Consider the following 21,741-nt stretch of genomic DNA (forward strand, 5'->3'; position numbering starts at 1 on the left):
GTCAGCACCCCAACCGGCGCGGGCGGAAGGCGAACGCCCGGCCCGGGACCGGCAGGCCGGCGGAGCGCAGCTGCTGGGCCCTGGTCACCACCGCGGCGCCCTCCAGCAGGTTCAGGGCGATCTGCACGGCGGTCCGGTCCGCGGGCTCGGCCAGGAAGCCGCCCGCCACCCACCGGTTGAACGCGCCCATCGCCGGGCCGCACCAGACCTGGTAGTCGGCCCGGCGCGCGGTCTCGCCCGCGATCGCCCAGCGGCTGGACATGCCCAGGTACCAGCGGAAGACCAGGGCCATGCGGTGCTTGGGGTCGCGCTCGGCGCGGTCGACCTCGGCGGGGTCGCGGTGCTGCCAGAACAGGCGGGTCCGCGCCCACACCCGGTCCACCGGCTCGCCCAGCACGTCCCGCTCGATGTCCGCGAGCAGCGGCGCGGGCACCGCCTCCAGCGACGGGTGGTCGACGTAGGTCCGGTAGAGGCGGGCGGCCCGCGCGGCGAACATCGTCCCCCGGCCCAGCACCTGGAGCCGGACGCCCTGCTCGAACATGTCGGCGGCCGGGGCCATGGCCACGTCGGCGACGCCCGCGGCGGCGAGCATCCGCTTGGCGTCCCCGGACAACCCCGACTCGACCGCCGCCTGGTTCACCGAGCCGGTCACCACGTAGGCCGCGCCGGCGGCGAACGCGGCGGCCACCGCGCCCGGCGTGCCCAGGCCGCCGGCCGCGCCCACCCGCGGCGGGCGCGCGTAGCCGAAGCGGCGCGCCAGGTCGTCGCGCAGCCCCAGGACCGCGGGCAGCACGGACACCAGCGGGCGGTTGTCGGTGTGCCCGCCGCTGTCCGCCTCGACCGTGACGTCCTGGGCGATCGGCACGTGGCAGGCCAGCTCGGCCTCCGCCCCGGTGAGCGCGCCGCGCCGCACCAGCTCGCGCAGCACGTCCGCCGGCGCGGGCGAGAGGAACCGCTCGGCCACCTCCGGCCGCGACACCTTGGCGAAGACCCGGACCGGCCGCACGACCCGCCCGCCCCGGTCGCGCCGCAGCCCCGAGGCCGCGCACCGGACCGCCGCCGGCGTCGGCGCGGTGAAGGCGGACAGCGAGACCACCGGCACCGCCTGGCCCAGCAGCAGGTCCGCGACCCGCTCCTCCAGGGCGGGTTCGTTCGGGGTGTGGATCAGGTTGACGCCCCAGTTCGGCCGCCCGCCCAGCTCGCCGCGCAGCTCGGCCACCGCCCGCTCGACGGCGGGCAGGTCGAGCCCCGCCGCGCCGAAAAAGCCGAGCAGCCCCGCCCGCGCCACGGCCGCGACCAGGCGGGTGGTCGCGATGCCGCCCGCCATCTCCCCCGCCGCGTAGGGGAACCGCGTGCCGTGCGCCTCGCAGAACGACCGGTCGCCCAGCCGTTCCGGGTACAGCGGCGGCAGCACGCCGACGACCGGGTGGCCCGCGCCCGGCTCCGGCCCGCCCGCGTCGGCCGCGACCGCGCCGCCGAGCGCGAACCCCAGGCCGCCGGTCGCCTCGTCGAGCACCACGTACCCGGTCTCGCGCACCCGCTCGACCGCGGCGACCAGCTCGGCGGGGGTGAACGCCGCCGGGTGCGCGTCGGGGCGCCACGTCAGCCGGGCGCCCGCCACCGTGCCGGTCAGCACCGCGCGGCCGGGCTGGGCGGGCACTCGGCGGGCCGGTCTTCAGCGGGCCGGTCTTCAGCGGACCGGTCGGTAGCGGCTGCCGGATCGCCGGCAGCCGCCGGATCGGTGGCAGGTGACGGGTCGGTGGCAGGTGACGGGTCGGTGACTGTTGACGGGTCGGTGACGGGTGACGGGTCGGTGGCGGGTGACGGGTCGGTGGCGGCGCGGGGCGCGGCGGCGGCCAGGTCGTCCAGGGCCCGCTGCCACAGCCGGCACAGCTCCTCGCCGTCGGGCAGCGACGAGTCGACCGCGAAGCCGACGCACACCCGGTCGTCGTGGGTGATGAGGTAGGCGGCCAGCGGGTGGCCGCGGGGGACGAAGCCCAGCGGGGCCATCCGCTCCAGCGGGACGCCCTCGTACTCCAGCACCCACCGCGGTCCGCGCACGTTGCTGGCCAGGAGGTCGATGTGCGCGCGGGAGAACGTCAGCGCGAACACCGCCCGCACGAACCACCCCGGCAGCGAGCGCTCGGCGGCGCCGGCCACCCCGATCCGGCCGTCGCCCTTGGCCCGCGCCGTCGCGCGGCCGATCGCGCGCAGCCGCCGCAGCGGGTCCGGCTCGTCGCAGGGCAGCGGGACGCGCAGGTTGACCACCCTGGTCCTCAGCTCGTGGTCCTCGTGCCGGTCGTGCAGGTCCACCGGCACGAGCGTCCACACCGGACGGGCGCCGCGCCGCCACGGGGTGTGCGGCCACTCGCGCAGCACCGCGGCCAGCGCGGCGAGGAAGACGTCGTTGCGCGTGCAGCCGTGCGCGTCGGCCAACTCCCGCAGCCGGGCCGCCGACGTGGTGGTCCACGCGAAGCGCCGCTGCCCGGTGCGGCCGGCGGTGGTGAAGGCGCGGGTGGCCGGCGGCAGGAACCGGGCCAGGTAGCCGACCGCGCCGCGCGCCACCGTGCCGAGATCGGCCCGGCGGACCCGCCGGGCGCGCCGGGGCGCGGGCGGGCGGTCCGGCCCGCGGCCCGCCAGCAGGCACGTCGCCTCGATCAGCGACGCGCCGTCCAGCAGGGCGTGGTGCGCCTTGAACAGGATCGCCCACTCGTCGTCGGCGTGGCCGCGCACCAGCCAGAACTCCCACGGCGGCGCGCCCCGGACCAGCCGGCGCGCCATGATCGCGTCCGCCGCCGCCCGCAGCCCGCCCGGCGCGGCCACCCACTCGTGGACGTGCCGCGCGGGGTCCGCGCCCGACCGACGCACCCAGCGCAGCCGCCCGCCCTCGCGGCGCAGCGCCGAGGACAGCGCCGGCAGCGCGTCGAGCTTCGCCGCCACGAACCGGCGCACGTCGACCAGCTCCGGCGGCCGGCCCGCGAACGACGACAGCCCGCCGATCTGGAGGTTGCCCACCGGCAGGCGGGACTCGTAGCGGACGAACGCGTGCTCCAGCCCGGTCAGCGGGCGCGCCGCGGGCCTCACGGGGCCGCCCCGACCGCCGGCGCGCCGGCCCGCAGCCCGGCGAGCAGGTAGTCCGCGTCGACCACCCGCGGGGCGGGGCGGCTGCCCAGCACCTGGCGCACCCGGCTGTCGTCGTAGCGGCGGCGGTGGCGCAGGTAGGGCGCGAAACCCGCCATCGGCAGGACCGGCGCGCCCGCCGGCGCGCGCCGGTCCACCAGCTCCGACCGGATCCGGAACAGCCGCTCGAACGCCTGCCGCAGCTCGGTGACGGCCACGTCGCGCTCGTGGACGACGTGGTAGGTGTCGACCAGCCCGGACGGCGGGGCCTCGACCAGCTTGACGATCAGCTCGGCCGCGTCGTCCACCGGCATGAGGTTGAGGTGGGCGTCGGGCTCGCCCGCGACCCGCACCGGGGGCGCGGCGCGGCGGAGCGGTTCGTGGTCGGGCAGCCCCCGCCCGCGCACCACGTCGAGCCGCGCCCCGCGGTCGGACCCGCCGCGCGGGCCGCGGTCGGACCGCCCGTCGCCGCCCGGGTCGTCGCCGCGCGCACCGCCGGCGCGCGGCCGGTGGTCGGACCGCTTGCCGCGCGGCCCGCCGGCGCCCCGCCCGTCACCGCGCACCCCGTCGCCGCCCCTCCCGTCACCGCGCGCACCACCGCCGAGCGAGCCGCCGCCCAGCGGACCGCGGCCGGGCAGGGCGTCGCGCGAGCCGTCGCGGGCCTGCGGGAGCCCGCCGACCGTCGCCGCCACCACGCGCGCCACCACCTGCAGCGGGTGCGCGGGCAGGCCGGGCTCCGGCGGCCGGTCGTCCACCAGGATGCTCGGCCGCAGCACGACCGCGGCCCGCCGCTGCCGCGCCGACCAGGCGCGCACCAGCAGCTCCGCCTCGTACTTGGACTGCTCGTACGGGTTCTCGAAGCCCCAGCTGCCGTCCAGCTCGTCCTCGTAGACCACGCCCGAGCGGCGCGCGCCCGCCACGAACGCCGTGCTGACGTGGCACAGCAGGGGGCGGCGGCGGCCGGCGGTGGCCAGCTCCAGCACGTGCCGCGTGCCGCCGACGTTGACCGCGCGCAGCGCGGACAGGCGGCCCTCCAGGTCGATGCCGCCGGCGCAGTGCACCACCAGGTCCAGCTCGTCGGCCAGGTCCCGGAACCGCGCGGCCGGTAACCCCAGGTTCGGCGCGGTCAGCTCGATCCCGACCACGCGCAGCCGGTGCCCGAGGCCCGCCTCGGGCACCCCGGCCCGCTGGAAGTGCCGCGCGATGCGCTCGACCGGGTCCGCCGAACCGGCGTGGGCGAGGACGGAGATGCGTTCGTACCGGGCCAGCAGCTCGCGCACCAGGCGGACGCCGAGGAATCCCGTGGCACCGGTCAACGCGATGTGCATCGGCACGACCTTTCGCTCCACCGCCAGTGCCGCCACGACCGTTGCACCGGTGACCGCCGAGCGGCAACAACCGTGCTTCCTTCGGGTGAACGCGCGGGTCCGCGCCGCCGGAGCGCCGATTCCCGCGGCCGACCGGGCCGATTACTGCGGTCTCACACGATCGGTAAGCGCAAATATCACCGAAAAGAAGTAAAGAATCACCGTGTCGTTGAAGCGTCGATTTCCTCCGTGCCACAGTCGCGGCACCGGCCGCCGATTGTTCCGGCGGACTCGACACGGGGAGTCGACATGGCAACTTCGGACGGGACGACGGACGCGACCCGACCCGCGCGCCGCCGGGGCGCCCTGGTGGCGGCGGTCGCCGTGGTGGTGGGAGCGGCGCTCCTGCTGCCCCGGCTGGTCGGCGCGGCCGAGCGGGCCGACGCGGCGGACGGGGCCGCGCAGCAGGACGCGGTGCGGTGCTCGCTGTGGGCGATGGCCGTGCCGACCGTGCCGGTGGCGGCCGAGGGCGAGCCGGTGGAGGTCGGCGGGGCGCTGGAGGCGGGCACGGCGCGGTGCGAGGACCCGCGGGGCGAGATCAGCGGCGTGCGGTACGAGATGGCCGAGGAGGCCCGGGTCCTGGCCACCTGCTCGCGGCTGGAGGTCGCCGACGCGGAGGTCGCGGTCGAGTGGGTGCTCGCCGACGGGTCGACGCAGCGGAGCACCCTGCGGATCGGCAGGCTCACGGTCGACGGGACCGGCCCCGCGCTGGCGGACGCCGTCGTCGAGGGCGGTCCGGCCGCCGTGGCGGGCAAGCCGGTGGCGGTGTCGGCGGACCAGGAGACCATCGACGCCGCCAAGGCCGCCGCCGCGACCCAGTGCACCACCGGCGGCGTCAAGAGCCTCGTCGGCACCGTCGAGGTCCGGTTCGGCTGATCGCCGGCCACCCGACCCGCGCCCGGCACGACCGACCGGCGGTGACCGGCCGGGGTGCGCCGGGCCGCGGGCGCGTGGGATCTTGGTCGGGCGGCGGCGGGCGCTTCGCGCCGGTCGACCGCGCTCGGCCGGGTCGGCGCAGGAGGAGGGTGGCATGGTGACGCGGGTGTTCCTGGTGGATGACCACGAGGTCGTCCGGGTCGGTGTCCGCGAACTGCTCAACGGCGACGGCGGCTTGGAGGTGGTGGGTGAGGCCGGGTCGGTGGCCGAGGCGTTGGCCCTGGTGCCGGTCAGCGGTGCCGAGGTGGCGGTGTTGGACGTGCGGTTGCCCGATGGCAACGGCATCGAGTTGTGCCGTGAGCTGCGTTCCCGGATGCCGGAGCTGAAGTGCCTGATGCTGACCTCGTTCACCGATGACGAGGCCCTGTTCGACGCGATCATGGCCGGTGCGTCGGGGTTCGTGCTCAAGCGCATCCTGGGCCACGACCTGCAGAACGCCGTGCGCACCGTCGCCGCCGGCGAGTCGCTGCTCGACGCCCGTTCCACCTCGGCCCTGCTGAGCCGCATCCGCCGGGAGCGTGAGCAGGGCGATCCCACCCGGTCGTTGACCGAGCAGGAACGCGCCGTGTTCGACCTCATCGGTGAGGGCCTGACCAACCGCCAGATCGCTGAGAGGATGTTCCTGGCCGAGAAGACGGTCAAGAACTACGTCTCCCACCTGCTGGCCAAACTCGGCCTGGAACGCCGCACCCAGGCCGCCGTCTTGGCCACCCGACTGCGCAAACCCACCCCCTCCGACGAGGAGTGATCACAACGGCACCCGCCACGTCAGGCGCGTGCCACGTGCTCGGACACCCCGACGCCGTCGTCCACCACCGGGCTCACCAGCGCGTCGGCCGCCTCGGCGGTCGGGCCTTCCGCACCTCGCCGGGCGGCTCGTCCAGGCGCGAACCGCCCGGCAAGCGGTGCGGGCGGTCGTGCTCGGCGAGCACGGGCCAAGGCTCGCACGGGTCGAGCGGGCCGCCATCCCGGCCGGGTCAGTCCTGGGCGGCCCGCTTCGCGAGGTCGTAGCCCAGGTGCAGCCAGTCCGAGCCGGCCACCGCCGCGAGCGCGCCCGCGACCAGGCGGCTCGCCCGCGGCGCCAGCACCAGGCCCGCGGTCAGCGCGCCGGCGATCCACACGCCCGAGCAGAACGGGCAGCTGACCAGCTCGCCGACCGAGTGCCGGACACCGCTGCCGCCGCGCACCGACTCGTTGACCTCGGCGAGTCCGGCGGGTTCCTCGTAGCGGGTGAACGGCGCCCGCACGGCGCTGCCGACCGCGCTCTTGGTCAGCAGCCGGCTGGACTTGTGCGTGGCCACCGCGAGCAGGGCGATGTCGCCCGCCGACAGGCGCTCCGGCAGGCGCGCGCCCCTGCGGCGGCCCACCGCGACGGCGACGCCCACCAACCCGGCGTAGGTGCCCATCGCGGCCAGGTAGCCGCCCAGTGGGCGATCCGCCTCCCCCGAGTAGGCGCTGCGGACACGGTCGAACATCGCGGCGATCGACATGGGCGAGGGATAGCCGTCGGCGGGAACTCCAAACCGCCCGTCGCGGGGCGGGTCGCGCGGCCCGCCCCCGCGCGACCCGCCCGACGCCTCAGCCGCGCGGGGACGTCCCGGACCGCCGCGCCACCGCGGCCAGGCCCGCCGCCCCCAGCGCCGACGCCACCAGCAGCGCGGCGACCACCGCCGGGGAGCGGTGGCCGAAGCCCGCGGCGAGGGCCGCGCCGCCCAGCAGGGGTCCGGCGGTCGCGCCCGCGTTGAGGGCCGCGGTCGCGAACGAGCCGCCCAGCGACGGGGCCTCGTCCGCCGCGTAGAGCACCCGCGTGATCAGCGTGGACCCGACCGCGAACGACAGCGCCCCCTGCGCGAACACCAGCGCGGCCAGCGCCACCGGGTCGCCCGCCGTCGCCGCGAGCAGCAGCCAACCGCCCAGCAGCGCCACCCCGCCGGGCAGCAGGACGACCCGCGGCCGCGCGTCCGACAGCCGCCCGCCGACGGTCACGCCGACGAACGTCCCCAGGCCGAACAGCGCCAGCAGCACCGGCACCCGGTCGGGGCCGTACCCGCCGACCTCGGTGACGAGCGGGGCCAGGTAGGTGAACGCGCAGAAGGTCCCGCCGTTCACCAGGGCCGTCACCAGCAGGGTCACCAGCAGCCGGGGACGGCGCAGCGCCCGCAGCTCCCGCCGCGCGCCCGGCGCCCCGGCGGCCGGCGGCCCGGCCGGGACCGACCGCAGGACCGCGAGGACCGCCGGGGCCGAGAGGGCGGCCACCGCCCAGAACGCCGAGCGCCAGCCCCACGCCTGGCCCAGCGCGGCCCCGGCGGGCACCCCCGCGACGCAGGCGAGGGTGACGCCGCCGAGCAGCACGGCGGTGGCCCGCCCCTTGGCGTCCGGCGCGACCAGGCCGGTGGCCGTCGCGAGGCCCACGGCCAGGAACCCGGCGTTGGCCAGCGCCGCGGCGAAGCGGGTGGCGAGCAGGACGCCGAAGTCGGTGGTCAGCGCGCCGACGACGTGCGCGGCCACGAAGGACAGCAGGAACACCAGCAGCGCCCGCCGCCGCGGCCGGCGCAGCGACAGGACCGCCGCCGACGGGGCCCCGACGACCATCCCCAGGGCGAACGCCGAGGTGAGGGCCCCGGCCTGCGGGACGGACACCCCCAGGTCGGCGGCGATCCCCGGCACGAGGCCGGACAGCATGAACTCGGACGTCCCCTGGGCGAAGACGGCCATTGCGAGCAGGTAGACGGCAAAGGGCATGACGAACTCCAACCGCGTCGCGAACGGGTGCGCGGTGGACCTCGGCGGCCGGACGGCTCGGCGGTCGTCCGGGCGCGCGGGGGGCCGCCGCGCGGGGGGAGCCCGGGGCGCGCGGCAACGCGGTCGGCAGGACCGCGGCGCGGCGTCCGGGCGGGACGGCCCGGCGATCCGGTGGGGTGGCGTGCCCGTCGACGCCGATCAGCCGACGCCGATCAGCCGACGCCGATCAGCGGGCGCCGATCAGCGGGCGCCGATCAGCGGGCGCCGACCTGACAGGGCCGACCCGACAGGGCCGACGGCGGGACCGGCCGCGCCGGCGCACCGCGCTCGGCGGTGCGGGAGGAGCGCTCCCGGTGCGGTGCGGTCGGTGCGGTCGGTGCGACGAGGTCGGCACGGCGCAGGTCGGCGCGGTCAGCGTGCGGGCGCGGTGAGCCACCGGAAGACCGGTGGCCGGGGTCTGGACGCCTCGGGGCTGGACACGGCGCGAACCCTAGCCACTGCCCGCTCGCGCCGTCCACCGCGTTGCCGCCGGGACGTCGCCGCCGGCCGCACCGAGGACCGGCCGGTGGTCGCCGGTCGTCGTCGTTCGGGCGTCATCGCCGCCACCCTCGCGCCCGGCTCAGCCGGGAATCCCGGCCGGATCCCGAACGCGCGGGCCAGGCGGGCGGACCGGGTGCCGATCTTGATCGGATCAGTGCCGCGCCGGGGATTAGCCGATCACCGCCCGGGGGTATCCGGGGCCGCGCGCCGAGGGGCCGGCGCCAGGGGCAGACGAGCAGCGGGCGGTGAGTGCGGTGGACGAGGAATTCGACGACGCGGTGGCTCGGGAGCTGCGGCGCTACATCAAGCGGGTCACGGCGGCCCTCGGGCTCGGTGGCGAGTCCTCCTACGTCGACGCGGGCCCGCCCGCGAACGCCTACCTCGCGCTGGAGGGCAGGCTCCCGTCGTTCCCCGACCAGGACGTCGCCCTGCTGTGGGACGAGGAGTACGGCTGGTCCGCCGCGATCGAGGCGCCGGTCGTCGGGCAGGACCGGGTCGTCGCCTACCTGCACGGCCGGCCGGTGCCGCCGCCGGCCGAGGTCGCGCGGTTCGCCCAGGGGCTGCTGCGCGGCGAGCGCCTCGGCGACCCGCGACCGGTCCGCCTGGCCACCCCCGGCGACCACCGCACCGGCCTGCTCCCGCGGCTGCGCGCGGTGACCGGGGCCGAGCTGGTCGAGGTGCTGCGCCTGCCGAACCGCCCCGCGGCCGAACCGCTGCGCCTGGTGGCGGACGCCCGGCCGGCCGCCGAGCCGGCGCCCCGCCGGGCGGGGTGACGGCGAGCGGACGTGACGACGAGAGCAGGCGTGACGACGAGCGGGAGTGACGACGAGCGGGAGTGACGACGAGCGGGAGTGACGACGAGCGGCGTGAGGGCGAGCCGGCCCGGCGGGTCCGGCTCGTCGCCGCGGGCGGGGCGCCGCGGCGCGGGGCGGGTCAGCCGCGCGCGCCCAGGTCGAGCACGACCCGGACGGTCGTGCCGCCCGCCCCGGTGTGCACGCGGACCAGGTCGGCCAGGTCGTTGACCAGCAGCAGGCCCCGTCCCGACCGCTGACCGGGCTCCGCCGGCCTGCGCCCGGCCAGCGGGTCGGCCAGCCGGCCGGTGTCGCGGACCTCGCACACCAGCCGGTCGTGCTCACGCCGGACGGACAGCCGGCACGGCCCGTCGGTGTGCCGCAGGCCGTTGGTGGTCAGCTCGGTGACGATCAGTTCGAGGTCGGGCACCCGGTCGGCGGGCAGCCCGAGCGCCGCGGCCCACCGGGCGGCGGCGCGCCGGGCCGGCGCCAGGTCGGCGGTCACCGCGATGACGACCACCTCGCCGGCGTCCGGGAAGGGCTCGTTGTAGCGGGCGACCACCGCGTCGGGCGCGTAGCGGTCGCTGGGCAGGCGTCGGGCGCCCTCCCAGATCTCCGGGTGGGTGGCCCTGGCGTCGGCCAGCGCGCGGTCGTCCAGGGCGGAGACGTCGTACGGGCACAGGATGGTGACGTCGCGCCCGGTGAAGGCGGTGTTGATCAGCGCCTCGTGCTGGGCGCACGCCGGGTACTCCTGGTCCGTGCGGCCGGCCCAGACCGGTTCGCCGACGATGCGCACGCGCCGGTCCCGGTGCCGGTCGGCGAAGCGGCGCAGCACCCGGGCGATGATCCGGCCGGGGTTGCGCCCCTCCCGCGCCATGTCGAGCAGCGTGACGTGCCGGGCGTGGCCGCCCAGGCCGTCCCGGACGAGGTCGAGCCGGCGGCCGGGCACGGCGACGGCGACCGGCTGGTCCGCCGCGAGGCCGTCGACGGCGAACGGGACGAGCGCGGCGAGGTAGTCCTCGTCGGTGCGGTAGAACAGGGCGGGGTGGACGAACCCGTCGTCGGCCGGTGCGGTCATCCCAGGGGCTCCACCCGCACGTCGGCCAGGTCGAGGGCGTCGACGACGCGCGCCGCGCCGAGCCAGCCGGTGCGCAGCACCGCGGTCGTCCCCCGCTGCCGGGCGTAGGCGGCCAGCGCCAGCAGGCCCTGGTGGTCGATGAAGGTCAGCTCGGGCGCGTGCAGGACGATCTCCCCGCCCTCCGGGCGCAGGTCGACGTGCGCCAGCAGCGCCTTGAACCGGTCCTGCCCGTTGAGGTCGAGCTCGCCGGCCAGCCGGGCGCTGACGCCGGGCTCGGCCGTGGCGTGCAGCCGGAACGGCCCCGGCCGGTTGGTGCGGGGGTGCACGCCGGCGAGCCACGCCACGGCGTCCTCCCCCAGGACCGAGGTGTCGTAGGCGCACAGCGCGGAGAACGGGTGCCCGGCCGCGTAGCGGTCCACCAGGTGCTCGTAGCGCAGGAAGGCGGCCAGCTGCTCCGGCGTGCGCACCAGCGGCGTGGCCTGGGCGGCGACCCGCAGGCCGGTGTAGCCGTCGGCGAGGGCCCGCTCGGTGGCCGCGGCGTAGGCGTCGACCTGGGCGGGTGGGTCCACGACGCCGCCGCCGCCGTAGGTGTCGTCGATCGAGCAGACCTCGGCCGCGCCGGTGGCCAGCGCCGCCGCCGCCCCCTCCACCCCGCTCAGCGCGGCGGCCAGGGACTCCGGGCTGCCGGGGCCGACCAGCAGGACTCGTCGGCCCAGCGCGAGCCCTTCGTCCAGGAACTCCGCCGCGCCGCGCTGGAATTCGGCGTGCCCGTCGTAGGACCAGCACACGTGGGCGTGCCCGGTGGCGTCCGCTCCGTGCCCGTCGAGCCGGTGATCACCGCTGTGCGGCATGGCGCTCGGTCGACCCTTCCGTGGGAACCCGCGTGGGATTCGGCGCGGCGGGCGCCTTCCCGCGACCGCGGCCGGTCCTGGTGCCGGCCCGTCCGGTGCCGCCGTGGTGGCGCTCCGGCCCCCACCGGAGCCCGCTCGCCACCGGCCGGCTGCTCGACCTGCGGCGTCATCGCTCCGACGGGGTCCTGTGGCCCCCGCGACGACTGGTCACGATACAGCCCCGTCCACCGGGTTCGGTGTCCAACACCGCGGATCGGGCACGCCACCGGCGGGCGCCGGAGCGGCCCACGACCGGGGGACCGGAGTGGTGGTCCGCGAGCCCGCGGCGACCGGTGCGGACCGGCCCGCGCCCCTCGCGCTCCGAACAACGCCGAAAACCCGATGCGGCGGCCGGGTCCGCTGTCGGGTGCAGTCGAAAGGGGCCCCCGGGGCAATTGTTCCCGGAGCGGTACCACACGCCTTCCCGGTCACCCGATTCGCGGACCGGTCACCCGTTGTCCACTCGGTCACCGCAGGTGACAACCCCTTCACACGTCCGCGCGGCGCGGTGGCCGAAGTGGTTGAACCCGGTTTTCCGGCCGGCGGGGAGCGATCCGCCCAGTACGCTGCCCCGGGGAGTGGAAATGGCCCGAAAACATTTCCGATTTTCCCACCGCCGCCTCGTGGCGGCCCACCCGGCCAGACCGCCGCCGCTTCGGCGCGGCTTCTTCCGCAGCACGCCCGACGGAGGGGTCCCACCGTGACCGACACCCGGCGACCGGCGCCCGAACTCCCGGCGGTCCGGTGGAGCGCGCCGGCCGGGCCGGCGCTGCTCGCCCTGTTCGCCCTGCTCCACACCACCGCGCAGTACCTCCTGCAGGTCAAGGGGTGGCACCCGGCGGCGGCCGGCCTGGGCGTCCTGCCGTTCGCCCTGGGCCTGCACGCGGTGGCCGGCCGGAACGCGGCCATGGCGCGCGTGCTGGGCGAACGGCCGCTGATCACGGCGGGTGCGCTGCTGCTGGCCTGCGCGCTGCTGCTGATGTCCACCGCGCGGGCGCACACCCCTTATGCCCTCTACTGCCTGTGCCTGGCGCTGGCGGGCGTCGGCGCCGGGATGTGCGCGCCCCCGCTGGCCGCCATCGCCGGCGCCCCGCCCCCCGGTCCGGAACCGGGCCCGACCCCGGCGCGCACCGGCCCGGCCCGCACCGGGTTCCCGCGCCACCTCGGCCCCGTGCTCGGCCTCCTCGTGCCGGGAGCGGTCCTGGCCGCGGCGCCCGCCTCCCCGCCGCCGTCCGCGCGCGCCGCGCTGGGCGGCCCCGCCGCGTCCGCGCCCGACGCGGCGGGGCCACCCGTTATGTCCATTGTGGATAGTCAGGTCGCCGCGGCGGCCGTCACCGACGGGATGCGCGTCGCCTTCACGGCCGGCGCGGCGGTGCTGATCGCGTTCAGCCTGCTCCACGCCCTGCTCCACCGGGGCGATCCGGGTCCCTCCCGGCCGTGACCCTCCACTGTGGAATGCGTCACCCCCGCTCGCGACGCCGCACCGCACGGGGTCGCTGGACGGCGCACCGGAACGGATCGCCGGTGTTCCGGGCCGGTTTCCGGGGAACCCGGCACCCATGGCGCACGCACCCGACGCACCGACGCAACTGCCGAAGCGGTCCTGGTGGGCCGTCCTGAAGCGGACGGTCAAGGAGTTCAACGACGACAACCTCACCGACTGGGCCGCCGCGCTGACCTACTACGCGGTGCTGTCGCTGTTCCCCGGGCTGCTGCTGCTCACCTCGCTGCTGGGGCTGCTCGGACCGGACGCCACGCAGTCGATCAAGGACAGCCTGGACGTGCTCGGGCCCGGCGAGGCCAAGGACCTGATCGTCGGCGGGATCGACAACCTCCAGAAGTCCAGCGGCGTCGCCGGGCCGCTGGCGATCGTCGGCCTGGTCACCGCGCTGTGGTCGGCCTCCGGGTACGTGGGCGCGTTCATGCGCGCCGCGAACTCCATCTACGACGTCGAGGAGGGCCGCCCGTTCTGGAAGGTGATCCCGCTGCGGCTCGCGCTGACCGTCGGCGTCGTGGTGCTGCTGGCGCTGACCGCGCTGGGCGTCACGCTGACCGGCGGCGTGGCCCGGTGGCTGGGCGACCTGCTCGGCCTGGGCGAGACGTTCGTCTCGGTGTGGGACATCGCCAAGTGGCCGGTGCTGTTCCTGCTGGCCAGCCTGGCGATCGGCCTGCTGTTCTGGGCCTCGCCGAACGTGCGGCAGCCCAGCTGGCTGTGGATCACGCCGGGCGGCGTGCTGGCCGTGCTGGCCTGGGTGGTGGCGTCCACGGGTTTCGCGCTGTACGTCGCCAACGCCGGTTCCTACAACAAGACCTACGGCTCGCTGGCCGGCGTGATCGTCTTCCTGGTGTGGCTGTGGATCTCCAACCTCGCCCTGCTGCTCGGCGCCGAGCTGGACGCCGAGCTGGAGCGCGGCCGGCGCATGGCGGCGGGCGAGTCCGACGGCGCGGACCCGGTCGCCCCGCCGCGCGACACGCAGGCAATGGACGAGCCGGACGACGGGCGGCAGCGCCCGGCCGGCGGCCTGTGAGGGGTTCCCCGCGCCGCCGCGCCGGACCGGTCGCCGCCCGGTAATCCTCCGGCGGAATGCGTTCATTGTTGCTCACAATTGACTGCACCACTCCTTAGCCCTCTCGCAGTAACCGCGATTGCTCTGCCCCGAATTGCCGACCCAAGGCCCTTGACGGCCGTTCCGCGCGTCCCCGATGATCGAGCGGCTCACCGGTTTGTGGTCCGCCTTATTCGTCGACCACGCCGAAAATCGCGGCTTCTCCGGGGGAGGTCCCGTGCGCGTCGTCCACCTGCTCGTCGCCGCGCTGGTCGGGCTCGCCCTCGTCACGGGTGCGCACGCCACCGAGTCGAGCACCCGCTGCGAAGCCGACCGGGCACACCTGGCCTCGACGGCTCCCGCCACCGTGTTCACCCACCCTGACCTGGGGTTCGCGGAAGAGGCCAAGCCCTGCGAACCCGCCGTCGCGCACCTGTGGACCACCGTCCGCACGGCGGTCGCCGCCCCGGTGGCGCCGACCGCCGCCCGCGTCGACACCCGGGTCGCCCGCGGGCCGCCGGGCGTTCGCTGAATCACCCCAGCCGCACCGCCGTCGCCGAAAACCGACCGCGGTGGCCCTGTCGCGCCCATAAAAAGGACAATTCGATGCCCGGCCAACCCAATCGTGCCCGGCCGACCGGTCGACCGCCCGCCGCGACGACCCGCCGACCTCCGAAATCCGACCTGAAGTCCGGTTTCCTGGTCGCCCTGATCGCGTTGCCGCTGTGCCTGGGCATCGCGGTGGCCAGCGGTTTCCCACCCATCGCGGGGGTGCTCACGGCCATTGTCGGCGGCATCCTCGGCGGGCTGCTCGGCGGCGCCCCGATGACCGTCAAGGGCCCCGCCGCCGGGCTGATCGTGATCGCCGTCGGAGCCGTGCACGACCTCGGCCAGGGCGACCTGCTCGCGGGCTACCGGCGAGCCCTGGCGGTCGGCGTGGTCGCCGCCCTGGTGCAGATCGCGTTCGGGCTGCTCCGCGCGGCGGGCGTCGGCGTGGCGATGTCGCCCTCGGTGGTGCACGGGATGCTGGCCGCCATCGGCGTGATCATCATCGCCAAGCAGGCGCACGTCGTGCTGGGGGTGCAGCCGACCGCCGGGACGCCGTTCGGCCTGCTCGCCGAGCTGCCGCGCAGCGCGGCGCACGCCAACCCGTACATCCTGCTGGTGGGCGCGGTGTCGCTGGTGCTGCTGTTCGGGCTGCCGCTGGTGCGCGCCCGCTGGAGCAGGGTGGTGCCCGCGCCGCTGGCGGTGCTCGCGGTGGCCATCCCGATCAGCCTGTGGCTGCACCTGGACCGGCCGCACGACTACACCTTCCTCGGCGCGAGCCACCACCTCGGCCCGGAGCACCTGGTGCGCTTGCCCGGCTCGCTGCTCGACGCGATCGCCTTCCCCGACTTCTCCCGGGTGTTCAGCGCCACGTCGATCCAGTACGTCGTGATGTTCGCGCTGATCGGCACGATCGAGTCCACGCTGACCGTGCTCGCCGTCGACTCGGTGGACCCCGCCAAGCGCGTCTCGGACGTCAACCGCGACCTGCTGGCGATCGGCGCGGGCAACCTCACCTCGTCCCTCGTCGGCGGCCTGCCGATGATCTCCGAGATCGTGCGCAGCAAGGCCAACCTCGACGCGGGCGCGACCAGCCGGTGGTCCAACGTCTGCCACGGCGCGGTCCTGCTGCTGTTCGTGGCGCTCATCCCCGGCGTGGTGCAGACGATCCCGCTCGCCGCGCTGGCCGCGATGCTGGTCTACACCGGGTTCCGGCTCGCCTCGCCCCGCGGGATCGGGCACATCGCCCGGATCGGCCGGGACCAGCTCGCGCTGTTCCTGACCACCCTGCTGGTCACGCTGGCGACCGACCTGCTGGTCGGCGTCGCCTCCGGGCTGGTGCTCAAGGTGGTGCTGCACCTGGCGCGCGGCGTGCCGCTGCCCGCGTTCCTGCCCCGGCCCCTGGTCTCCACCGCCGACGGGGAGCTGCGCGTCCGGGTGCGCGGCGCGGCGATCTTCCCGGCGCTGCTGCCGGTGCGCAGGCTCCTGGACCGGGCCGGGCCGGGGATCACGCGGGTGGTCGTGGACGTGCGGGGCGCGACCCTGGTCGACCACACGTTCCTGGCCCGCCTGGCGGAGCTGGGCCGGGAGCTGCCGACGGCGACGCTGACCGTCGAGGGCCTCGACGAGCTGGAGCCCGTCTCGGCCGACCCGCACGCCACCCGCCGCAGGCGGTCGCGGTGAACCTCACCGAGCTGGTGGAGCGCGCCGCGCGGCTGCTGCCCGAGCAGGGACCGCTGCAGGCTTTCGTGCACCACAACACGTTGCACGCGTTCGAGCACCTGCCCTTCACCGACGCGGTGGCGCGGGCGGCCGAGGTGTTCGGCGCCGAGCCCTACCAGAGCGAGGCCGCGTTCCACGGCTTCCTGCGCGCGGGCCGGATCACCTCAGACGACCTGGACGCGGTGGTGGCGGCCGAGGTCGCCGACGACGGCGTGCCGGTCGTGCCCGGCGGCCCGACGCCGCGCCGCTTCCACGCCACCCGGCTGCGCCACCACGTCGAGGTGCCGCGCGGGCCGGCGCTGGGGTGGCTGCTCGCCGAGACCGACGCCGTGGACACCGCCGACCCGCGGTGGGACCTGCTGCGGGCGAGCGCCGCGCCACCGGCCGCCGCGCCACCGCCCCGGCGCCCGCGCGACCGCCTCCTCGCCGCGACCGGGGTCGACGCCGACCACCTGGCGCACCCGCTGCTGATCCGCTTCACGGCGGCGTTCCTGGACCAGGGCGTCGCGTACTGGCCGATGCCGGAGCGCGAGCACGGCCTGCTGGCGGCGTTCCGCGCCCTCTACGGCCGGGCGGGCGGCCCGCCGGACCCGTTCCTGCGCGGGCTCCCGGCGTGCCTGCGCGCGCAGCGGGGGTGGGCGGCCGAGCGCACCGCCCGGTGGGCGCTGGCCGAGCTCGGCGTGCCCGAGGAGGACCACGCCGAGGTGGTCACGGCGACGCTGTTGTCGTTGCGCGGCTGGGCGGGCATGGTGCGCCAGTTCGAGGTGCGCCCCGACCGCGCGCCGGTCGAGCCGCGGCCCGCGCGACTGGTCGACTACCTGGCGGTGCAGCTCACGCTGGACCTGTTCGCCGCCCGGCACGTCGCGGCGACCGCGGACCCGGCGCCCGTCGCGCCGCCGGCGGCGCGGCTGGAACTGGTCTACGAGGCGTTCGTGCTGGCGCGGCTGATGGACGTGCCGCTGGCCGACCGGGAGCGGGCGGCGGCGTGGCTGGCGGTCGTGGACGGCTGCGACGCGGTGGAGCGCCGCCGGCTGCTGCACCTGGCCTACGAGCGCCGGCACCGGATCGGCGTGCTGGACGGGCTCGCCGCCCACCAGGGCAGGTCGGCGCCGGTCGGCGCGCCGGCGTTCCAGGCGGTGTTCTGCCTGGACGAGCGCGAGGAGTCGGTGCGCAGGCACCTGGAGGAGTGCTGCCCGTCGGCCGAGACGTTCGGCTTCGCGGGGTTCTTCGGCGTCGCGATGAACTACCGGGGCGTCGAGGACGTCCGCCCGCGCCCGCTGTGCCCGGTGGTCGTCACACCCCGGCACGCCGTGGTCGAGCGGCCGGTGCGCCCCGGGCGGGAACCCCGCCGCCTGCGCGCCCGGTGGGCGCGCTCGGTCGCGGTGGGCAGTCGCACGCTGGCGCGCGGCGGGGTCGCCAGCATCGCGCTCGGGGTCTTCGGCCTGGCGTCGCTGGTGGGCCGGTGCCTGTTCCCGCTCGTCGCGCACCGCCTGTCGCAGCGGCACAGCACGGCCGCGCCGACCCGGCTGGACCTGGGGTTCACCACCGCCGAGCAGGTCGACGTCGTCGCCGGGGTGCTGCGCACCACCGGGCTGAGCCGCGCGCTCGCGCCGCTGGTGCTGGTGGTCGGGCACGGGTCGTCCAGCCTGAACAACCCGCACGAGTCCGCGCACGACTGCGGCGCGACCGGCGGCGGGCGCGGCGGGCCGAACGCGCGGGCGTTCGCGGCGATGGCCAACGACCCGGCCGTCCGAAGTGGACTGGCCGAGCGCGGGATCGCGATCCCGAGCACCACCTGGTTCGTCGGCGGCTACCACGACACGTGCGACGACACGGTGGTCTACTACGACCGGGACCTGGTGCCGGACGGGCACCGGGAACCGCTGCGGCGGGCCGAGGAGGCCCTGGCCGAGGCGTGCGCCCGGGCCGCGCACGAGCGGTGCCGCCGGTTCGAGTCGGCCCCGCCCGACCTCGCCCACGCCGACGCGCTCGCGCACGCCGGGACCCACGCCGTCGACCTGGGCCAGCCCCGGCCCGAGTACGGGCACGCCACCAACGCGGTGTGCGTGGTCGGCCGCCGGTCCCGCACCCGCGGGCTCTTCCTGGACCGCCGGGCGTTCCTGGTCTCCTACGAACCGGCCGCCGACACCGGCGACGAGCTGCTGGCCGCGCTGCTGGCGGCGGTCGGCCCGGTGTGCGCGGGCATCAACCTGGAGTACTACTTCAGCTTCGTCGACCCGGTGGGCTACGGCTGCGGGACCAAGCTGCCGCACAACATCACCGGCCTGATCGGCGTGATGGACGGCCACTCCTCCGACCTGCGCACCGGGCTGCCGTGGCAGATGGTGGAGATCCACGAGCCGGTGCGCCTGCTGCTGGTGGTCGAGGCCGCGCCGCGGCGGCTCGCCGCCCTCGTGGCGGCGAACCCGGCGCTGGACCGGCTGGTCTCCGGCGGCTGGATCCAGCTCGTGGCCTGGGAGGCCGACGCCCTGCACGTGTTCCGGGACGGCGCCTTCCAGCCGCACCGGCCGGAGCGCACCGCGTTCCCGGTGGTGGCGCGGTCGGCCGACGTCTACGCCGGGCGGCGCGACCACCTCGACTGCGCGCACGTGCTGGCCGGCGCCGACGTGCCGGTGCCGGTCCCGTGAGCGGGGTGCTGGCCGCGGCGGCGGCGGTCCCGTTCGCCGCGGTCCCGGTGCTGGGCGCGCTGTCCTGGCTGGGCCGGCCGCCGGCGGAGCGGGCGGTGGCGGCGGTGGTGGTGCTGTCGGCCGCCGCGTCGGCCGGGCTGGTGGTCGCGGCGGCGTGGTCCGGTCCGGCGCGGGCCGACCTCGGGCCCTGGTTCGCCGGGTTCCCGCTGGTCCTGGTGGCCGACGGGTGGTCGGCGCCGGTCGGGGCGGTGGCGGGGCTGCTGGGCGCGCTGATCGGCGCGTTCTCCCGGCGCTACCTGCACCGCGACCCCGGTTACCTGCGGTTCTACCTGCTGCTGGCGCTGTTCGTCGCGGGCGTGCAGCTCGTGGTGCTGGCGGGCGCGCTGGACCTGCTGGTGGTCGGCTGGGAGCTGACCGGGCTGGCGTCCGCGCTGCTGATCGCCTTCTTCCACCGCAGGCGGGGGCCGGTCGCGCACGGGCTGCGGGCGTTCGTCACCTACCGGGTGTGCGACGTCGGGCTCGTCGGCGCGGTCGTGGTCGCGCACCACGGCGGCCCGCCGCTCGCGATCGGGTTGCTGCTGCTGTGGGGTTCGATGGGCAAGGCCGCGCAGTTCCCGCTCGGCGGGTGGCTGCCGCGGGCGATGGAGGGGCCGACGCCGTCCAGCGCGATCTGCTACGGCGCGATCTCGGTCAGCCTCGGCCCGTACCTGCTGCTGCGCACCGGACCGGTGTGGTCGCAGGCCCCGGCGGTGCCCGTGCTGATCGCGGTCGTCGGCGGGCTGACCGCGCTGCACGCCACGCTGGTCGGGCGCGCGCAGACCGACGTCAAGACGTCCCTGGCCTACGCCTCGGCCACCCAGGTCGGCCTGGTGTTCGTGGAGATCGGCCTCGGGTGGCACGCGCTGGCGCTGGCGCACCTGCTCGGGCACGCCGCCCTGCGCAGCGCCCAGGTCCTGCGCTCCCCCAGCCTGCTGCACGACCACCACCACCTGGAGCAGGCGCTGGGCGGGCCGGTGCCGCGCACCGGGGCGTTCTGGGAGCGGGTGGTGCCCCGGCCGGCGCGGCTGTGGCTGTACCGGTTCGCCCTGGAGCGCGGCTACCTGGACGCGGTGGTGGTGGACCGGGTCGCCGGCGGCTTCGCGCGGCTGGTCCGGCGGTTCGCCGCCGCCGACGAGCGCTGGGTGCGGCGGTTGGCGGCGACCCGGTGATCGCCTCGCTCGCGGTCGTCGTGGTGTGGCTGGCCACGGCGGTGGTGGCCGGGGCGGAGGCCGACGCCCGCGCGGCGCGGCGCAAGGCGGTGCTCGGGGCCGCGGTGGCGTTGCCGGTGTCGTTGGCGGCGTTCCCCGACGGCCTGCTGCTCACGGCGTTCTGCCTGGCCGGGGTGCTGGTGGCGGCGCTGAGCCCGGTGGCGGCGCACCCGCCGCGCGTGCTGGCCAGGGCGCTGGTGCTGGTGGGGCTGGCGTGCGCGTTCACGGCCGTGCGCTCCGAAGCCGTCGACGCGGTGCTGTGGGCGTTGACGGCGGTCGTGGCGTGGACGGGCGCGCGGGACCGGCGGCTGTTCGCGGTGTACCACGTGCCGAGCGTGCTGCTGGTGGTCGTCGGGGCGGTGCTGCCCTCCCCCGCGGGGGAGGTGCTGGTGCTGCTCGGCGTCGCGGTGCGCGCGGCGGTGGTGCCGCTGCACAGCTGGTTCCCCCGGTTCGTGGCGCGCACGCCGATGGCCGTGGTGGCGGCGTTCCTGCTGCCGGTGGGCCTGGTGGTGCCCGACACTCCGGCCGCGGCGGTGGTGGGCGCCCTGGCGGCCCTGGTCGGCGCCGTGTTCGCGGTGGTGCAGGCGGACGGGGCGCGGGCGCTGGCGTTCCTGCTGGCCGGCGTGAACGGGCTGGCGCTGGTGGGCGGCGCGCAGCCGGCGGCGGCGGTGGCGGCCACCGGGCTGGCGATGACCGTGGCGGCGCTGGTCGCCCGCCGGGGCCCGCTGTCGCCGACCGCGCCGGCGGGCGACCTGGCGCGGACGCCCCGGCTCGCCACGGCCTACCTCGGCTTCGGCCTGGCGCTGGCGGGCTTCCCGCTGCTGCCCGGGTTCGCCGACGTGCACCGCCTGCTGGAGCACCCGGCGGCGTTCGTGGTGTCGGCGGTCGTGGTGGCCGTGGCGGTCAACGGGATGACGGTGCTGCGCGGTTTCCTGGGCCTGTTCGCGGGCCACCCCGGCGAGACCGGGGAGCGCGACCTGACGCCGTTGGAGCACCGCGCCGTGGCCCTGGCCCTGGCGCTGCTGGTGATCGGCGGTGTGGCGCCGGGGTTGCTGGCGCGGTGAGGCGCCCCGGCGGCCGTTCACACCGGGGTTCACCCGATCCGGGGGTTTACGAGTCATGATCGTTCCGCTGGTCGCCGGGGCTCCTACAGTGGTGATCGTGACCAGCGTGCCGGCGGGGAACCCCCAGGTGTGGCTGCCCACCTATGACCGGGGTCTGGTGCGGGCGGACCTGCTCATGCGAGTGGGCGCGGCACTGCTGCTCACCCCCGACCCGCCCCAGCCCTACGGGATCGTCGTCCAGCTGCACGGCGACGCGGACGGGCAGCGCGGCCGGGCGCACGAGTATGTGATCGCCCACGCCGACACGCTGGAGCGCGCCCAGCTGGTGCTGCTGGAGATCCTCGCCGAGGTCGACCGGGCGCTGGCGACCGGCCAGTCCGGCGTGATCGAGTTCGACGCCAACAGCCACCCCGTCCTGGTCAACCTGCAACACCCGGTGGAGGCGCCGGAGCAGCGGACACCCGCCGATCACGTGATCGAATGACCTGATCGACTACTATTCGT

The 21,741-nt window shown here is 76.7% G+C and carries 18 protein-coding genes; 11 read left to right on the forward strand and 7 right to left on the reverse strand.

Going from position 1 to position 21,741, the window contains the following annotated elements; genetic code table 11:
* Nucleotide 1 precedes the first annotated feature (1 nt).
* Genes JOE68_RS04070 through JOE68_RS04080 form a run of 3 tightly spaced genes read right to left on the reverse strand, consistent with a single transcriptional unit; the run spans nt 2 to nt 4,448 of the window.
* The gene (locus JOE68_RS04070; protein ID WP_307819511.1) at nt 2-1,660 is read right to left on the reverse strand and encodes a PfaD family polyunsaturated fatty acid/polyketide biosynthesis protein; all 1,659 of its coding nucleotides are present in this window, start codon (nt 1,658-1,660) and stop codon (nt 2-4) included.
* Nucleotides 1,630-3,084 (reverse strand): wax ester/triacylglycerol synthase domain-containing protein, encoded by a 1,455-nt coding sequence (locus JOE68_RS04075; RefSeq protein ID WP_204841005.1) that lies wholly within the window; start codon nt 3,082-3,084, stop codon nt 1,630-1,632. The genes JOE68_RS04070 and JOE68_RS04075 overlap by 31 nt, the downstream gene beginning before the upstream one ends.
* Nucleotides 3,081-4,448 carry an SDR family oxidoreductase gene (locus JOE68_RS04080; protein WP_204841006.1) on the reverse strand — a complete coding sequence of 456 codons (1,368 nt, stop codon included), beginning with the start codon at nt 4,446-4,448 and terminating at the stop codon, nt 3,081-3,083. Before JOE68_RS04080 ends, JOE68_RS04075 begins: the two co-directional genes overlap by 4 nt.
* Before the next feature lie 288 nt (nt 4,449-4,736).
* Here JOE68_RS04080 and JOE68_RS04085 point away from each other — a divergent pair, with 288 nt between their 5' ends.
* Both JOE68_RS04085 and JOE68_RS04090 read left to right on the forward strand, forming a co-directional pair.
* Complete coding sequence (locus tag JOE68_RS04085; RefSeq protein ID WP_204841007.1) at nt 4,737-5,363, forward strand: hypothetical protein; 627 nt, start codon at nt 4,737-4,739, stop codon at nt 5,361-5,363.
* A 154-nt stretch (nt 5,364-5,517) separates the two neighbouring features.
* Nucleotides 5,518-6,171: a response regulator transcription factor gene (locus tag JOE68_RS04090; RefSeq protein ID WP_239562126.1), complete on the forward strand. Its 654-nt coding sequence runs from the start codon at nt 5,518-5,520 to the stop codon at nt 6,169-6,171.
* 229 nt (nt 6,172-6,400) lie between these two features.
* On the opposite strand, the gene JOE68_RS04095 is transcribed toward JOE68_RS04090, so the two are convergent.
* Together JOE68_RS04095 and JOE68_RS04100 are read right to left on the reverse strand one after the other, a co-directional pair.
* On the reverse strand, nt 6,401-6,913 hold the full coding sequence (locus tag JOE68_RS04095; protein WP_204841008.1) for a DUF1360 domain-containing protein: 513 nt from the start codon (nt 6,911-6,913) through the stop codon (nt 6,401-6,403).
* Between the two features lie 88 nt (nt 6,914-7,001).
* A complete protein-coding gene (locus JOE68_RS04100; RefSeq protein WP_204841009.1) occupies nt 7,002-8,165 on the reverse strand; it encodes a Cmx/CmrA family chloramphenicol efflux MFS transporter in 1,164 nt (387 codons plus the stop codon).
* Nucleotides 8,166-8,959: 794 nt separating this feature from the next.
* On the opposite strand from JOE68_RS04100, the gene JOE68_RS04105 reads away from it, so the two are divergent.
* A complete protein-coding gene (locus JOE68_RS04105) occupies nt 8,960-9,478 on the forward strand; it encodes a DUF6292 family protein (protein WP_204841010.1) in 519 nt (172 codons plus the stop codon).
* A 160-nt stretch (nt 9,479-9,638) separates the two neighbouring features.
* Here JOE68_RS04105 and JOE68_RS04110 read toward each other — a convergent pair whose 3' ends face one another.
* Complete coding sequence (locus JOE68_RS04110; protein WP_204841011.1) at nt 9,639-10,574, reverse strand: anti-sigma factor RsbA family regulatory protein; 936 nt, start codon at nt 10,572-10,574, stop codon at nt 9,639-9,641.
* A complete protein-coding gene (locus tag JOE68_RS04115; protein ID WP_204841012.1) occupies nt 10,571-11,425 on the reverse strand; it encodes an MEDS domain-containing protein in 855 nt (284 codons plus the stop codon). The genes JOE68_RS04110 and JOE68_RS04115 overlap by 4 nt, the downstream gene beginning before the upstream one ends.
* Before the next feature lie 739 nt (nt 11,426-12,164).
* Between JOE68_RS04115 and JOE68_RS04120 the strand changes: the two genes are divergently transcribed.
* The 8 genes from JOE68_RS04120 to JOE68_RS04155 all read left to right on the forward strand — a co-directional run bounded on the left by JOE68_RS04120 (nt 12,165) and on the right by JOE68_RS04155 (nt 21,721).
* Nucleotides 12,165-12,905 carry an MFS transporter gene (locus JOE68_RS04120; RefSeq protein ID WP_204841013.1) on the forward strand — a complete coding sequence of 247 codons (741 nt, stop codon included), beginning with the start codon at nt 12,165-12,167 and terminating at the stop codon, nt 12,903-12,905.
* A 118-nt stretch (nt 12,906-13,023) separates the two neighbouring features.
* Nucleotides 13,024-13,992, forward strand: coding sequence for a YihY/virulence factor BrkB family protein (locus tag JOE68_RS04125; protein ID WP_204841014.1), 969 nt, complete (start codon nt 13,024-13,026; stop codon nt 13,990-13,992).
* 256 nt (nt 13,993-14,248) lie between these two features.
* Nucleotides 14,249-14,542 carry a hypothetical protein gene (locus tag JOE68_RS04130; protein WP_204841015.1) on the forward strand — a complete coding sequence of 98 codons (294 nt, stop codon included), beginning with the start codon at nt 14,249-14,251 and terminating at the stop codon, nt 14,540-14,542.
* A 74-nt stretch (nt 14,543-14,616) separates the two neighbouring features.
* A complete protein-coding gene (locus tag JOE68_RS04135) occupies nt 14,617-16,239 on the forward strand; it encodes a SulP family inorganic anion transporter (protein ID WP_204841016.1) in 1,623 nt (540 codons plus the stop codon).
* Nucleotides 16,236-18,926: a YbcC family protein gene (locus tag JOE68_RS04140; protein WP_204841017.1), complete on the forward strand. Its 2,691-nt coding sequence runs from the start codon at nt 16,236-16,238 to the stop codon at nt 18,924-18,926. Before JOE68_RS04135 ends, JOE68_RS04140 begins: the two co-directional genes overlap by 4 nt.
* Nucleotides 18,923-20,134 (forward strand): proton-conducting transporter transmembrane domain-containing protein, encoded by a 1,212-nt coding sequence (locus JOE68_RS04145; protein WP_204841018.1) that lies wholly within the window; start codon nt 18,923-18,925, stop codon nt 20,132-20,134. The genes JOE68_RS04140 and JOE68_RS04145 overlap by 4 nt, the downstream gene beginning before the upstream one ends.
* Entirely contained in the window at nt 20,131-21,237 is a 1,107-nt protein-coding gene (locus JOE68_RS04150; RefSeq protein ID WP_204841019.1) for a hypothetical protein, read from the forward strand. The genes JOE68_RS04145 and JOE68_RS04150 overlap by 4 nt, the downstream gene beginning before the upstream one ends.
* 55 nt (nt 21,238-21,292) lie before the next feature.
* On the forward strand, nt 21,293-21,721 hold the full coding sequence (locus JOE68_RS04155; RefSeq protein ID WP_204841020.1) for a hypothetical protein: 429 nt from the start codon (nt 21,293-21,295) through the stop codon (nt 21,719-21,721).
* Nucleotides 21,722-21,741 lie beyond the last annotated feature (20 nt).

The organism is Saccharothrix algeriensis (genome assembly GCF_016907655.1).
GTDB lineage: Bacteria > Actinomycetota > Actinomycetes > Mycobacteriales > Pseudonocardiaceae > Actinosynnema > Actinosynnema algeriense.